Consider the following 15,246-nt stretch of genomic DNA (forward strand, 5'->3'; position numbering starts at 1 on the left):
TTCGCATACTTCAATGGCAACAACTAATCCTTTGATGGCTTTTGGTTCCAAATTGAATCAGGGGATTTTAACACCTTCGGACTTTGATCCCGCTAAACTGAACAATCCGTCACAAACCAAAAATTTTGCGACAAGAATTGATGTTTTGCAACCGCTTATCAACATTGACGGATTATATGGACGACAAGCAGCCAAATCCAAAATGGATGCGTATCAATTGCAAACCGAAAGAACCAAAGAATATTTGGAACTCGAAATCAACAAGGCTTTTATGCAATTGCAAATGAGTTACAAAGCCGTACAAGTGATTGAAAAAGCGAATACAACGGCTGAAGCCAATTTGAAATTGATTCAGAATTATTTCAATCAGGGAATTTTGCAAAAAACCGATTTGTTATCAATGCAAGTGCGCGTCAATGAAGTTCAAAATCAATTGCAATATGCAAAAAGCAATGTGCAAAACGCTTCGGATTATTTGGCTTTCCTATTAGATGAAGGTACCGCCAACAAAGTGTACAAACCTATTGAAGAATTGGACAATGTCATCATAATTGATGCTTTCAATACTTTATTATCGGATAATCGTAAAGACATTCAGGCAATGGATAAAACAACCGAATCCTATGGCAAAATGCTACAATCGAGTAAAATGAATTTCTTGCCAAGATTGAACGCTTTTGGAAGTTATGAAATGTATGCACAAGAAATTTTTGGTTCTAATTCGAATGGATATGTCGTGGGTGCACAATTAACCTGGAATGCTTTTGACGGGTATAAATCAATTGGAAAAATGGAAAAAGCCAAAGCTGATTTTCAAAAATCGGAAATTGAGACCCAACAATACAAAGCGCAAAGCCAAATGGAATTGAGTAAAGCCAACAGACAACTTAAAGATGCCGAAAACAAAGTAAATTTAGAAAAACTGGCTTTGGAACAATCCAAAGAAGCATATAGAATAAGAAGCAATCGTTTTACGCAAGGATTAGAAAAAACCACTGATTTATTGCTCACAGAAACGCAGATGTATCAAAAAGAACTGGAGTATTTGCAAGCTGTTTTTGAATACAATTACACACAGGAATACTTGCAGTTCTTGACAAAATAAACTGTTCAATGGCAAAAATCAATTTCAATATTAATATCAATTTTAAAAAATATACAATGAAGAACATCTTATTTAAATCAGCTATAATCACTCCTCTATTTGTTTTACTACTTTCCTCTTGTCATGGCGAGAAGAAAGAATCTCTTAGCAAAGAGCCTGCAATTGCAGTAAAAGTAAGTGGTGCGTCCGAAAACAACAATGGTCAGTTTGTAAAGGCGAGTGGTAAAATTGAAGCCGAAAACTCGGCCAATTTAAGCACGCGAATGATGGGTTATGTAACCAAACTTCACGTTCAAGTAGGTCAAAAAGTGGGTGCGGGACAATTATTGGTAAGCATCAACAACACCGATTTACAAGCCAAAAAAGCGCAAGTGGATGCAAGTATTCTACAAGCAACAGCTGGCTACAACAATGCCAAAAAAGATTACGACCGTTTTGTGAACTTGTTCAAACAACAAAGCGCTTCACAAAAAGAATTGGATGATATGACTGCTCGTTATGAAATGGCAAAAGCAGGTTTGGAAGGTGCCAAACAAATGCGCAACGAAGTAATGGCACAATTCTCTTACTCTAATATCACAGCTCCGTTTGCGGGTGTGGTGACCAATACTTTTGTAAAAGAAGGCGATATGGCCAATCCGGGAATGCCATTGGTAAGTGTAGAAGGAGCCTCAAGATTACAAGTAACGGCTATGGTTTCAGAAAGTGACATTGCTTCCATCAAAAAAGGAATGGCAGTAACAGTGTTGGTAAAATCCTCTAACGAAAGCCTTAATGGAAAAGTAAACGAAGTGAGTCTATCGGCAAAAAATACGGGTGGGCAATATTTGGTAAAAATCAATTTAGACAAAACCGGTAATACTGTTTTATCCGGAATGTTTGTGAATGTTCAGTTTCCTGTTGCCAATGCCATACAAACAAAAACAAACGAAAAAGTTTTGGTTCCTGAAAACACTTTGGTGCGACAAGGTCAATTAACTGGAATTTATACTATTGGAACTGGAAATATAGCCATATTAAGATGGTTGCGTATTGGTAAAAACTTTGGCAATCAAGTGGAAGTTCTGTCTGGTTTATCGGCAAATGAGCAATATATCGTTTCGGCTGAAGGGAAATTGTATAATGGAGCTTTAGTTAGTGTTCAGTAACCAGATCGCAGGTTGCAGATTTTAGAATGCAGATTGCGGTAAACTAAATAGGTTCAAATAAATAATGTTAATTCCGCGTGAGGGATAGCAGTGGAAATCCTTTTTATCAATAAATCCCGATAGGGTTTATGGATAAAAAGATTGAAACGAATAGCCCGACCCGATCTCGTCTTTTGGGACGAGAGCAGGTCACGCCCAAATAAATAAAAGAAATTATGCAAGAAGGAATTTCAGGTAAAATAGCCCATTTTTTCATCAATTCGAAGTTAACAATACTGTTGATGGTGGCTTTGATGATTATAGGAGTGTACAGCTCGTTTCTAATCCCAAGGGAAGAAGAACCCCAAATAAATGTTCCGATGGCCGACGTAATGGTGGGTTATCCAGGCGCTAATCCCGCCGAAGTAGAAAGTCGCGTAATCAAACCTTTGGAGAAAGTAATCTCGAATATCAAAGGAGTCGAACACGTGCACAGTATGGCTATGAACGGTCAGGCGATGTTGATTGTGCAGTTTTTTGTAGGTCAGGATGTGGAGCGTTCGTATGTAAAATTATATGACGAGTTGGAGAAACACGAAGATATGTTTCCGCAAGGTGTGTACAAACCGATGGTAAAAACCCGTTCGATTGATGATGTGCCAATGCTGGGATTAACGCTTTGGAGCGAAAAACAAGACGGTTATCAATTGCGTCAGCTTGCCGAAGAAGTGACTTCGGAAATTGAGAAAGTAAAAGATGTAGCCATTACCAAGGAAATAGGCGGAAACAATCGCGAATTAAAAGTGATTCTGGACAAAGATAAAATGGCCGAAAATGGCGTGGATGCTTTGGGTATTATGCAAATGATTCAGGCCAATAATGGTAGTTCACAATCGGGTAGTTTTGTCAATGACAACAAAGAATATTTGGTTACCACGGGACAATTTTTATCGAATGCCGAAGATGTAGAAAACTTGGTGGTAGGTGTCATTAAAAACCTGCCGGTGTATTTGAAACAAGTTGCCAAAGTGCAAGATGGCCCCTCTACAGTCAGAAGTTATGTGTCATTTGGTTATGGCAAAGCCAATGAAAAATTCAAAACCGCCAAATCTGAATATCCTGCCGTGACGATCTCTGTTGGAAAAGTGAAAGGTGCGGATGCGATGAAAATATCGGCAAAAATTATTGCCAAAATAGAACAATTGAAAAAGAGTTTAATTCCAAACGATGTACACGTTGAAGTAACACGTAATTATGGTGAAACGGCTTCGGATAAAGTCGGTGAATTGTTGATGCACTTAGGAATTGCGATTATTGCCGTGACGCTTTTGGTGATGTTGGCTATGGGCTGGCGCGGTGGATTGGTCGTTTTCTTCTCCGTTCCATTGACCTTTGCGCTGACATTGTTTGCGTATTATTTGTTGGGCTACACGCTAAATAGAATTACGCTTTTTGCCTTGGTATTCGTGGTGGGAATTGTGGTCGATGACAGTATTATTATTGCCGAGAATATGCACCGCCATTTCAAGATGAAGCGACTGCCATTGAAACAAGCGGCAATTTACGCAATTAACGAAGTAGGAAATCCAACGATTTTGGCAACATTTACCGTAATTGCGGCGATACTTCCTATGGCGTTTGTATCTGGAATGATGGGACCTTATATGAGTCCGATGCCAATTGGAGCTTCGATTGCGATGTTATTATCATTGTTTGTGGCTTTGACAGTTACACCTCATTTGGGATATCATTTGCTTCAGGAAAAAGAAGAGCAACAACACAAAGAATCCGAAGGAATGGAAACGAGTTGGGTGCATAAAATTTACAGCAACCTGGAACGTCCCTTCTTGGAAAGCAGTGCTAAAAGACGCATTTTGCTTGCAGTTACGGTGTTTTTGTTATTTGGATCTGTACTGATGTTTTTTACCAAATCGGTAGTGGTAAAAATGTTGCCATTCGATAATAAAAATGAGTTTCAAGTGGTGATTGATATGCCCGAAGGGACTACGCTGGAACGCACTGCTGCCGTTACCAAAGAAATTGCACAGTATCTGTCGACAAAACCCGAAGTGGTGAACTATCAAAACTATATCGGTACATCGGCCCCTATTACTTTCAACGGTTTGGTGCGTCACTATGATTTACGCGGTGGCAGCAATATGGCCGACATACAAGTGAATTTATTGCACAAAGAAGACCGTGATTTACAAAGTCACGCTATTGCAAAAGAAATGCGTCCTGAGATTCAGAAAATTGCCAAAAAATATGGAGCCAATGTAAAAATTATTGAAGTTCCGCCGGGACCTCCAGTTTTATCGACTTTGGTTGCTGAGATTTATGGTCCTAACTATAAAGAACAAATAAAAGTAGCGCATCAAGTAAAATCGATTCTTGAAAAAACCACTGATATTGTTGATGTCGACTGGATGGTTGAAGACAATCAAACCGAATACAAACTGAAAATCGACAAAGAAAAAGCGATGTTGAATGGAATTGCACCTCAACAAGTGGTAGGTAATCTAACGTATTTATTGAAAGAATATCCGGTTTCGAATTTGTATGATGAAAACTCCAATGATAATGTGGGCATCGTTCTTTCGCTTGACGACAAAGATAAAACGAGTTTGCAGGACATTGAAAACTTAAAAATCAAAGGAAGTCAGGGAAATATGATTCCGGTGAGCGATTTGGTAAAAGTAGAAATGGACACTTTACAAAAAACCATTTATAGAAAAGACCAAAAACGTGTGGTTTATGTAACTGCAGATATGGCTGGAGCACTAGAAAGTCCCGTATATGCTATTTTGGGAATGAATGAAAAACTAGCCAAAATGCAATTGCCAAAAGGATATAAAGTCAACGAACTCTATATGGAACAGCCCACAGACGAAAGTGATTTTACCGTAAAATGGGATGGTGAATGGCAAATTACTTTAGAAGTATTCCGTGATTTAGGAGTGGCGTTCATGGTGGTAATAGTAATTATTTACATGTTGATTGTGGGTTGGTTCCAAAACTTCAAAACACCAATGGTGATGATGTTGGCCATTCCGCTTTCGCTAATAGGAATTGTGTTTGGTCACTGGTTGCTGAATGCATATTTCACCGCTACCTCTTTCATCGGAATGATTGCATTGGCTGGAGTAATGGTGAGGAACTCGGTATTGCTTATCGATTTTATCGAAATCCGACTGAACGAAGGTGTACCATTAAAACAAGCCATTATTGAGGCAGGAGCGGTTCGAACTACACCGATTATATTAACCACTGGTGCAGTAGTTATTGGAGCTTCTATCATTTTGTTTGATCCTATATTTCAAGGATTGGCTATTTCATTAGTATTTGGAGCCATTGTTTCGACAGTATTGACGTTGTTGGCAGTGCCTTTGATTTACTATATCACCGAAAGAAAAAAATGGGAGAAATAAAAATTAGTTTCAAGTTTAAGGTTTCAAATTTTAGAAACCTTAAATTTTTAAACTCATAAACCTTTAAACATAAAATAATGAAATTACTACTCATAACCGCAGTCAAAGAATTTGAAAATCAAATCAAACAATTGCTCAAAAAAGCGTCTGTTCAATCTTTTTCCTATCAAGAAGTAAAAGGATTTAAAAACAGTACAGGAAAAGCTGTTGAGTCCAATTGGTTTGGAAGCGAAATGAATGAAACAGATTCCATCCTTTTCTATGCTTTTACAGCAAAGGAAAAAGTTGATGCTTTATTTGAACTTGTGGAATATTTCAATATAGAGCAGGAATCGCTATCACACATTCATATTGCCGTTCTTAACATCGAAAAATCAAATTAATCTAATATCAAAGAAAATGAAAAATAGAATCGTAAGAGGTATTGCAGGTGCCTTCATCTTATCCAGTTTGCTATTATCCATCTATGTCAATCAAAATTGGTTGTGGTTTACGGTCTTTGTAGGTGCCAATTTATTACAATCGTCCATAACCAAATGGTGTTTGATGGATGACATCTTAACTAAATTAGGAGTAAAAGACTAAAAAAAGCTAAATGAATTTTATAAAGAAGCCAAAACTGTATTGTTTTGGCTTTTTTTACAATCAAAATAAGACAGTCTTTTATTAACCTAATTACTAACTTTAATTACTTCAATACTCCATATTTATTAGATTTAATACTTTAATCAAAAAACCGTCTTATTTGATTTAACAAAAAATTAACACAACACTTGTATATACAAATATAAATATGACTACATTTGTATCAACAAATAAGACACCTACAAATATGAAGATTGAAGATGTATTAAAAAGTAAGGTTGATTATACTAAATCAACGAGAGTGGTTTTAAATTTGATGTACACACAAAACGTAATCACTGACAGTTTTAATGAAATCATAAAACCATATGATATTTCAGGGGAACAATATAATGTATTACGAATATTAAGAGGACAAAAAGGACATCCTGCAAATATGTGCATCATACAGGAACGAATGCTTGCCAGAACGAGTAATACAACAAGACTGGTTGATAAATTGTTATTGAAAGATTTGGTGACACGCAATGTTTGTCCAGAAAACAGAAGAAAAATCGAAGTCCTAATTACACAAAAAGGTTTAGATTTATTAACCGAACTGGATCCAAAAGTAAAAGAGCACGAAGAAATTTTTTCTAAAAATCTTAATGAAGAAGAATTAATACAATTGAATACCTTATTAGAAAAATACCGAACTAAATAAATATAAATATTATGAGCAATTTTTTGAACAATCAAAATTGGAGATACGCAACAAAGAAATTTGATGCCACAAAAAAAGTTTCAGCAGAAGATTTAAACACTTTAAAAGAAGCTATCCGTATGAGTTCATCTTCATATGGTTTACAACCTTACAAAGTAATTATAGTTGAAAATCCAGAATTAAGAGCACAACTACAACAAGCAGCTTGGGGACAATCACAAATAGTAGATGCATCACATTTATTTATTTTTGCCAATGACACTAATATTGGAGATGAAGCAATCGATGAATTTTTGAATACCATAAGTGTTACAAGAGAAACACCTTTGGAATCATTGGCCGGTTATGGTGACTTTATGAAATCGAAAATTTCGACTTTGGAACCAGCAATCAAAAATATCTGGACATCAAAACAAACTTATTTAGCTTTAGGTAATTTATTGAATGCAGCTGCGGAACTTAAAATTGACGTAACTCCTATGGAAGGTTTTGTTCCTGCACAAGTAAACGAAATATTAGGATTGGACAAACTAAACCTTAATGCTTCACTTATTGCAACCGTTGGATATCGTCACGAAGAAGATGCTACCCAATTTTACAAAAAAGTTAGAAAGTCACAAGAAGACTTATTTATCACTTTATAATAATTACTAATTCAAATTAAAATCAATTAAATCAAATTAAACAAATTACACATGAAAAATTTAAAAACAATTGCCTTGGCATTCGCAGTAGCATTATCTACATTAACAGTAACTGCACAAACTAAAAAAGTAGACGTTTCAAAAAGTACAATCAACTGGGTTGGAAAAAAAGTAACAGGTGAGCATTCTGGAACTGTAAACATTAAAAGTGGAGCTTTGGTTTTCAAAAAAAATGCATTAAAAGGAGGAACTTTTACTGTTGATATGACAACTTTAACTTCTACAGATTTAACTGGAGAGTACCAAGGAAAATTAAACGGTCACTTGAAAGCTGATGACTTCTTTGGAACAGACAAATATCCAACTTCAACTTTGGTTTTCAAAACTATTGCCGCTAAAGGAAATGACGTATACACTGTTACTGCTGATTTGACTATCAAAGCAAAAACAAATCCAATTACTTTTGATATTACTGTAAAAGGCGACACTGCTACAACAGCATTAAAAATTGACAGAACTAAATACGATATCAAATACGGTTCAAAAAGTTTCTTCGAAGGATTAGGTGACAAAACTATCTACGATGATTTCGACTTAACAGTGAACTTGAAATTTTAATTTTAGAATCCTTAATGGAAAGAGTACCCTCGGCATTTTTGTCGGGGGTATTTTTTTTTATGACTATTCGTAGTTCGTACCATCTGTATTTAATTTTAAACTTGGAGCAGAAAGATTTGGTATTTTTCGCAACATCGTCCCACACACGAGGCTGAAAGCCGAACTGGCGAAGCAATTCGTTGCAATCTTTTTTGAGCCGAATAAAAATCGACTCAAAAAGGATTTTCACTACAAACGAAGTTCACTGAACTCCTATGACAATAAAAGTGCAGTGAAGTAATCGGGGCTAAGAGGAGAGATTTTGCATTTTTGTTTTCATTCAAAAAAAATCCAACTCATATTGTGGGAAAAGGCACTAGTCACGGGTAGCCATATTTTTTTAACGAAAACCTAACCTTAATTAATTCACAAACTTCTTAACTTAAAGGTCATAAATAAATAATATTAAGAAAATACGCTTAAAACATTGTAATGGTATTTTTGGAAAAAAATTAAGAACCAAAAAACACTTCAAAAACCTACAATCATTAGCGTTATGAAAAAAAAACTATTCGTTGTCATTATCATTTTCCTTTCGATTATACCTCTGAATGCACAACAAATAAAAGGAATTACTGGCGATACAAACTGGTTTGCCAATTGGACCAATTTCAAGCCAGCAACCACAGAATATAATGAAGCCACCCAAATATTGGCAGGTACAATCAGCTCCGATATGAAACTCACAAGAAACAATACCTACCAATTAGTAGGGACAGTTTATGTAACCAATAATGCTGTTTTGACTATAGAACCCGGAACAGTCATTAGAGGTGATAAAGAATCTTGTGGAACTCTCGTAATCACCAAAGGCTGTAAAATTATGGCCGAAGGCACTGCTACCTATCCAATAGTTTTCACTTCAAATAATAATATATCTGAAAGAAGACCTGGAGATTGGGGTGGAATAGTAATTCTTGGAGAAGCGCCTATTAATAAAATTGGTGGTGTTGGATTTTTAGATTTCAACTTTGACCCGGCAGTTAGTTATTATGGCGGTCAGGATCCCAACAGTAATTCCGGTATTTTAAAATATGTGCGTATTGAATATTCTGGTCGAAAAATAAATGCGCTCAAGGAATTGAACGGTTTATCAATGGCAGGAATCGGGAAAGGCACAAAAATCGATTTTGTTCAAATTAGTTTCTCCAATGATGATTCGTTCGAATGTTATGGAGGTGATGTCAATTTTAACAACTTGATTTCTTTTAGAGCAACAGATGATGATTTTGATTTTACACAAGGTGTTCAATGCACCATATCCAACAGTATAGCGATTCGTAATCCTTATTCTTCAGATTTTTCTGGTTCGCGTTGCTTTGAAATTGATTCTTACGATAAAATTGAAAATACCGACGTAAGCAAAAAACTGACTAAAATTACTGCAAATAATATGACATTGGTAAATACCGAAGATAACAATCAAGGATTGGTAAGGGAAGCGGTTTATATCAAAGAAAAAAGCTATTTCAATATCAATAACAGCATTATTGATGGCTTTAGCAGTTGTGTTTTGCTCGAAAATAAAATTGGGGTTCTGCCTGCCAATTTAGCAAAAATAAATATTCAAGGTTTACAAATTAACCGCTGCAATGGAGTTGTCCAAAGCGAAAATGCAACAGTAAATCCTGAGTTATCAAACTGGTACAACAGCGACACATTCTCATTAGAAACAACAAAATTGAATAATATTGAATTATTCTTTCAGTCTGATGTAAAAAAATCACCAGATTTCAGGGCAAGAAACACAAGCTTTTTTGCTAGTTCAAAATAATTGGTTTTCAATAAATTTATAACTTACAAAGCCTGATATTTAATATCGGGCTTTTTTATATAAACAAATCAAAAAAACATAAATCACTAATTATTAAAATATTATATTTAAAATAAGCAAAATAGATTTTTTTGAATTAACTTTATATTTCATTTACAATTACAGCTTAGCTATTATTTAAGATTCCATTTCAAATCGATTTCATATTTTTTATCAAAATGAAATCAACCTACATTTCATTAATTGTTTTATTAACTTAATTACTAGAAATATGAGAAACTTAAAATCATTTAGTATTGTTTTACTAATTCTGTTTTCCTTCAACCAAGGAATTTCGCAAACCTCTAAAATCGATGTTTCCAAAAGCATCATTAAATGGGAAGGAAAAAAAATAACAGGTCAACACGAAGGAACTATCAATTTCAAAGATGGATATCTAATTTTCAAAGACAAAAAAGTGACCGGGGGCAGTTTTACTGCAGATATGAAGTCATTATCAAATACAGACCAAACAGGAAGTTCCAAAACAAAATTGGAAGGCCATTTAAGATCAGAAGATTTTTTTAGCATAGAAAACTTTCCAACATCTACTCTCGTATTTAAAAGTATTGCCAGTAAAGGAAACAACACTTACCTCATCAACGCTGATTTAACCATCAAAGGAATTACAAACCCCATTCAATTTGATTTAGTTGTAAGTCCAAATAAAGCCACTGCTGAACTAACTGTCAACCGAACCAAATATGACATCAAATACGGCTCAGGAAGTTATTTTGATGATTTGGGAGATAAGACCATTTATGATGATTTTGAGCTAAACGTGGTTTTGGTTTACTAACTTCAACAATTTAACAAAAAATTAAAAAATTTATCTTTTTTTTTATTTCAATCTTTTTGTCAGACCAAATATCATTTATATATTTGCTAAAAAGAAAACAAAACATGAAAACTATAACAAACAATACTTGGTGGTGGAATAATTTACGTCAGTCGTCGTGAACTAAGCTCCTATAGTATTATTTGAACTATAAATATAAAAGGCTTGTCATCACGACAGGCCTTTTTTTTATTTCAAAAAATAAGGAAAAATAATTAAAGTAAAAATCCATTGTCAAAAAAGCAACATAAAGTATGAAAACATATAAACTACAAACCAACTACAAACAAATCCTGGCCGATACCATAACGCCAGTGAGTATTTATTTCAAAATAAGAGATAAATTCCCTAATAGTTTATTGTTAGAAAGTAGCGATTATCACGGAAACGACAACAGCTTTTCCTATATATGCTGCAATCCAATTGCTTCCATAAAAATAGAAAACGAAACCATCTCCAAAAACTATCCTGATGGAATTTCGGAAACAATCACAATTGATGCAAATACCAATATCCCTGAAGTTATTCAGAATTTTTCCCTACAATTCCAATCGGATAAAACTGATTTCAAATTCATCAACAATGGCTTATTTGGATACATTTCTTATGATGCCGTTCGTTATTTCGAGAAAGTAAGCATTGCTAAAAAAGAAAACAGCAATTCGATTCCCGATGTGTATTATGCTGTTTATCAAAACATCATTGCTATCAATCATTTTAAAAATGAAGCGTATATTTTCTGTCACAATCTAGATGGTAAAAATAACATATCCGAAATTGAGCAATTATTACAATCCAGAAACATTGCTTCGTATAAATTCTCCAAAGAAGGTGAAGGTTTTTCAAATCTAACCGATGAAGAATTCAAACAAAATGTAGCTTTAGCCAAAAAGCATTGTTTCCGTGGTGATGTCTTCCAATTGGTTTTATCCAGAAGATTTACCCAAGGATTTAAAGGTGATGAATTCAATGTTTACAGAGCCTTAAGAAGTATAAACCCATCCCCTTACCTATTCTTTTTTGATTATGGTGATTTCAAAATTTTTGGCTCTTCACCTGAAGCCCAGATTATTGTAAAAAATCGTAAAGCAGAAATCCATCCTATTGCAGGAACTTTCAAAAGAACTGGTGATGATGAAAAAGACGCTGTACTTGCTAAAAATCTATCAGAAGACAAAAAAGAAAATAGTGAACATGTGATGTTGGTTGATTTGGCCCGAAATGATTTAAGCCGACATGGACATGCAGTGCAGGTAGAAAAATACAGAGAAGTTCAATTTTTCTCACACGTGATCCATTTGGTCTCCAAAGTGACAGGACATTTACACGAAAAAGCAACTACGATGCAAGTAGTTGCCGATACTTTTCCTGCAGGAACTTTGAGTGGAGCCCCAAAACACAGAGCAATGCAATTGATAGAAGATTACGAAAAAACAAACCGTAATTTTTATGGAGGAGCCATCGGTTTTATGGATTTTGAAGGTAACTTTAACCATGCAATTATGATCCGAACTTTCCTAAGTAAAAACCACCAATTGCATTCACAAGCCGGAGCAGGAATTGTTGCCAGTTCTGACGAAGAAAGTGAAATGCAGGAAGTTTATAATAAATTACTGGCGCTGAATAAAGCGTTGGATTTAGCAGAAACTATATAAAAAAAGAAACAGAGACACGAAGAAAGATAAAAAAATGAAAAAAATACTAGTCATAGACAATTACGATAGTTTCACTTATAATTTAGTGCATTATCTGGAAGATTTAGATTGTGAAGTTACCGTTTACAGAAACGATGAATTTGATATTGATGAAATAGCAATTTTCGATAAAATTCTGCTTTCACCTGGACCGGGAATCCCCGACGAAGCTGGATTATTGAAAGCTGTTATTCAAAAATATGCTCCTACCAAAAGTATTTTCGGAGTATGTCTTGGGCAACAAGCTATAGGGGAAGTTTTTGGTGGAACGCTTTCTAACTTAGACAAAGTGTATCACGGAGTTGCAACACCTGTAAAAACAGTAGTTGATGATGAGCTTTTATTTGAGGGTTTGGGCAAAGAATTTGAAGTAGGCCGTTACCACTCTTGGGTAGTTGACAGCAATTTACCCGATGTATTAGAAGCTACTTCATTTGACGAAAATGGTCAAGTAATGTCGCTAAGACACAAAACATACGATGTAAGAGGTGTTCAATTTCACCCGGAAAGTGTTTTAACACCCAACGGGAAAAAGATTTTGGAAAACTGGGTAAATGCAACCAAATAAAAAAAAACTTAAAGACATTAATTAAAATGAAACTTAAAACTTTGAAAACTGTCAAAATCAAATTTTTAATCTCATGCTTTTCTATTTTTAGCTTCCTTTCCTGTAATCAACAGAGAGAGCAAAAAATAGAACAGTCAGTTAATGTCCAACCAGAGATTGCTTTAGATTTAGTGGATTTACAATCAAAAAATAAACTCGGAAAAGATACTGTCGTCACTATTGCAAAAGATCCAGTTTATCATAAAACTAAGAAGTATCATGCTGCAAATGCATTGCTTCTTTTAAAAAATGAAATTGATTTATCAAAAGTTGACATAAAAAACACATTAATAGTTTTTGAATGCATTGATGGTTATAAACCTGAAATGTCTCTTGAATTATTTTTAAAAACAAACCCTTTTCTGGCTTTCAAAGATGTTGATGCTCCAAAAGGTTCCAATTGGGAAAAGATTATCAAAAATGGAAACGAGATGAATGCTGACCCGTTTTATTTGGTTTATACATCGGCTCCAACGAAAAACCAAGAATACAAGTGGCCTTATAATGTTATAAAATTTCATTTTGAATCGAAAAATAAAAACATCGAAGCATTACAACCAAAAGACGATGAGAAAGCATTGAAAGGCTTTGCATTATTTCAAAAACAGTGCATCACTTGTCATGCCATAAACGGAATTGGAGGCGAAATGGGACCTGAATTAAATTATCCCAAAAGCGTAACCGAATATTGGAAAGAAACTGAATTGGTTGATTATATCGTAGATCCAGCTTCTTTCAGAAACAAAGTAAAAATGCCGACACTGGGAATTACAAAACAAGAATCAAAGGAAATTGTTGACTATTTGAAATACATGTCTAAAAACAAAAAAATATAAGCCGAAATGAACATTACAATTTCCGAAACAAAAGACATAAATATTGAAGACCTATTAGTGCTTTACAAAGCAAATAATTGGAGTTCTGCAGACAAACCAGCTCAATTATATAGGGGATTATTGAATTCAGAAACATTAATTACCGCTTGGGAAGACAACAAATTGGTCGGACTTGGAAATGCCATTTCTGACGGGCATTTAACCGTGTATTATCCTCATTTATTAGTGCTTCCTGAATATCAAGGTAAAGGAATTGGTAAAATGATAGTTGATAAAATGCAGGAGAAATATCGAGATTTTCATATGCAAATGCTTACTGCCGATGGAAAATCAGTAGAATTTTATAAAAAAAATGGTTTTGAACGTGCAGAAAACACAGAACCAATGTGGATTTATCAAGGAAATGAACATTAATTAGCATAAATTTAAAAAAAATCTACAAATAAACTAACATGAGAAAAAAATTACAGTTGCTATTTATTTTAATTTCTTCAAGTATTTTCGCCGCCGATATTAGCGGTAACGTGTATTTAGATAATACAAGTGATTTTTCAAATTGCACAATTACTTTTACTCCCGTTTCTCCAAGTGCAGTACTTGATCAAACCATATCACAAATAAATGGTTATTTTACAGCAAATATCCCAAATGGTGTTTACAACATAAAGTATGAAAAAAATGGCTATCAAACTTATGAGTTATTAAACTTCTTTGTAAACGGAATTACAGTATTAGATAACGTTACATTATCATCTAATAATTTAGTTATAGTAAATGGCAATGTTAATGGTTCTTGGACAAAAGGAAATACATATAAAGTTACAGGTGACATCACTGTACCATATAACGAAACTCTAAATATAGAAGAGGGTGTTGAAATAAAATTTGACGGCTATTACTCTTTAATTGTTAATGGAACTATTATTGCAAATGGAACGGCCAACAACTTCGTAAAGTTTACTTCAAACAAAACTTCACCAACATATAAAGATTGGAATCGAATATTAATTAATAGTACTGAACCTTCAAAAATGAATTATTGCATTATTGAATATGGAAAAATGCATAATGATAATGGGGAGGCTTTTTTAGATATAAGAGGGAATTTTGATTTATCTAATTCAATAATTAGGTACTCTGATGAAACAGGTCTAGGAATCAAAGGTTCTGGTAAAGTTGGTGTTAATAACAGTAAAATAAATAATTGCT

15 protein-coding genes are annotated in these 15,246 nt (G+C 34.3%); all 15 read left to right on the plus strand.

The annotated features are described in order from the left end of the window. On the plus strand, positions 1–1,105 hold a 1,105-nt coding region (locus tag VFS71_RS02610), incomplete at its 5' end, for a TolC family protein (RefSeq protein WP_326399212.1). Between the two features lie 56 nt (positions 1,106–1,161). After that, positions 1,162–2,253 (plus strand): efflux RND transporter periplasmic adaptor subunit, encoded by a 1,092-nt coding sequence (locus VFS71_RS02615; RefSeq protein WP_326399213.1) that lies wholly within the window; start codon positions 1,162–1,164, stop codon positions 2,251–2,253. A gap of 215 nt (positions 2,254–2,468) precedes the next feature. Beyond that, positions 2,469–5,660 (plus strand): efflux RND transporter permease subunit, encoded by a 3,192-nt coding sequence (locus VFS71_RS02620; RefSeq protein WP_326399214.1) that lies wholly within the window; start codon positions 2,469–2,471, stop codon positions 5,658–5,660. 77 nt (positions 5,661–5,737) lie between these two features. Continuing rightward, the gene (locus VFS71_RS02625; RefSeq protein ID WP_326399215.1) at positions 5,738–6,043 is read left to right on the plus strand and encodes a hypothetical protein; all 306 of its coding nucleotides are present in this window, start codon (positions 5,738–5,740) and stop codon (positions 6,041–6,043) included. Positions 6,044–6,059: 16 nt separating this feature from the next. Beyond that, positions 6,060–6,245, plus strand: a complete 186-nt coding sequence (locus VFS71_RS02630) for a DUF2892 domain-containing protein (RefSeq protein ID WP_326399216.1) — start codon at positions 6,060–6,062, stop codon at positions 6,243–6,245. 247 nt (positions 6,246–6,492) lie between these two features. Beyond that, the gene (locus tag VFS71_RS02635; protein WP_326399227.1) at positions 6,493–6,948 is read left to right on the plus strand and encodes a MarR family winged helix-turn-helix transcriptional regulator; all 456 of its coding nucleotides are present in this window, start codon (positions 6,493–6,495) and stop codon (positions 6,946–6,948) included. Positions 6,949–6,959: 11 nt separating this feature from the next. Then, positions 6,960–7,592, plus strand: coding sequence for an NAD(P)H-dependent oxidoreductase (locus tag VFS71_RS02640; RefSeq protein WP_326399217.1), 633 nt, complete (start codon positions 6,960–6,962; stop codon positions 7,590–7,592). 51 nt (positions 7,593–7,643) lie between these two features. Beyond that, on the plus strand, positions 7,644–8,210 hold the full coding sequence (locus tag VFS71_RS02645; protein WP_326399219.1) for a YceI family protein: 567 nt from the start codon (positions 7,644–7,646) through the stop codon (positions 8,208–8,210). Between the two features lie 535 nt (positions 8,211–8,745). Then, the gene (locus VFS71_RS02650; RefSeq protein ID WP_326399220.1) at positions 8,746–10,023 is read left to right on the plus strand and encodes a hypothetical protein; all 1,278 of its coding nucleotides are present in this window, start codon (positions 8,746–8,748) and stop codon (positions 10,021–10,023) included. 271 nt (positions 10,024–10,294) lie between these two features. Further along, positions 10,295–10,861, plus strand: coding sequence for a YceI family protein (locus VFS71_RS02655; protein ID WP_326399221.1), 567 nt, complete (start codon positions 10,295–10,297; stop codon positions 10,859–10,861). A 293-nt stretch (positions 10,862–11,154) separates the two neighbouring features. Beyond that, the gene (locus tag VFS71_RS02660; protein ID WP_326399222.1) at positions 11,155–12,555 is read left to right on the plus strand and encodes an anthranilate synthase component I family protein; all 1,401 of its coding nucleotides are present in this window, start codon (positions 11,155–11,157) and stop codon (positions 12,553–12,555) included. 34 nt (positions 12,556–12,589) lie between these two features. After that, entirely contained in the window at positions 12,590–13,162 is a 573-nt protein-coding gene (locus VFS71_RS02665; RefSeq protein WP_326399223.1) for an aminodeoxychorismate/anthranilate synthase component II, read from the plus strand. Positions 13,163–13,188: 26 nt separating this feature from the next. Then, on the plus strand, positions 13,189–14,037 hold the full coding sequence (locus VFS71_RS02670) for a c-type cytochrome (protein ID WP_326399224.1): 849 nt from the start codon (positions 13,189–13,191) through the stop codon (positions 14,035–14,037). A gap of 6 nt (positions 14,038–14,043) precedes the next feature. After that, a complete protein-coding gene (locus VFS71_RS02675; RefSeq protein ID WP_326399225.1) occupies positions 14,044–14,451 on the plus strand; it encodes a GNAT family N-acetyltransferase in 408 nt (135 codons plus the stop codon). Between the two features lie 38 nt (positions 14,452–14,489). After that, positions 14,490–15,246, plus strand: a 757-nt coding sequence (locus VFS71_RS02680; protein ID WP_326399226.1) for a hypothetical protein, incomplete at its 3' end; no start/stop codon positions are given.

It is taken from the genome of Flavobacterium sp. (genome assembly GCF_035760125.1).
Taxonomy (GTDB): Bacteria; Bacteroidota; Bacteroidia; order Flavobacteriales; family Flavobacteriaceae; genus Flavobacterium.

Coding starts and splice junctions, on each gene's coding strand:
- VFS71_RS02635 (WP_326399227.1), top strand. CDS start 6,493: ATGAAGATTGAAGATGTATTAAAAAGTAAGGTTGATTATACTAAATCA.
- VFS71_RS02615 (WP_326399213.1), top strand. CDS start 1,162: ATGAAGAACATCTTATTTAAATCAGCTATAATCACTCCTCTATTTGTT.
- VFS71_RS02655 (WP_326399221.1), top strand. CDS start 10,295: ATGAGAAACTTAAAATCATTTAGTATTGTTTTACTAATTCTGTTTTCC.
- VFS71_RS02645 (WP_326399219.1), top strand. CDS start 7,644: ATGAAAAATTTAAAAACAATTGCCTTGGCATTCGCAGTAGCATTATCT.
- VFS71_RS02630 (WP_326399216.1), top strand. CDS start 6,060: ATGAAAAATAGAATCGTAAGAGGTATTGCAGGTGCCTTCATCTTATCC.
- VFS71_RS02675 (WP_326399225.1), top strand. CDS start 14,044: ATGAACATTACAATTTCCGAAACAAAAGACATAAATATTGAAGACCTA.
- VFS71_RS02620 (WP_326399214.1), top strand. CDS start 2,469: ATGCAAGAAGGAATTTCAGGTAAAATAGCCCATTTTTTCATCAATTCG.
- VFS71_RS02650 (WP_326399220.1), top strand. CDS start 8,746: ATGAAAAAAAAACTATTCGTTGTCATTATCATTTTCCTTTCGATTATA.
- VFS71_RS02670 (WP_326399224.1), top strand. CDS start 13,189: ATGAAACTTAAAACTTTGAAAACTGTCAAAATCAAATTTTTAATCTCA.
- VFS71_RS02625 (WP_326399215.1), top strand. CDS start 5,738: ATGAAATTACTACTCATAACCGCAGTCAAAGAATTTGAAAATCAAATC.
- VFS71_RS02640 (WP_326399217.1), top strand. CDS start 6,960: ATGAGCAATTTTTTGAACAATCAAAATTGGAGATACGCAACAAAGAAA.
- VFS71_RS02665 (WP_326399223.1), top strand. CDS start 12,590: ATGAAAAAAATACTAGTCATAGACAATTACGATAGTTTCACTTATAAT.
- VFS71_RS02660 (WP_326399222.1), top strand. CDS start 11,155: ATGAAAACATATAAACTACAAACCAACTACAAACAAATCCTGGCCGAT.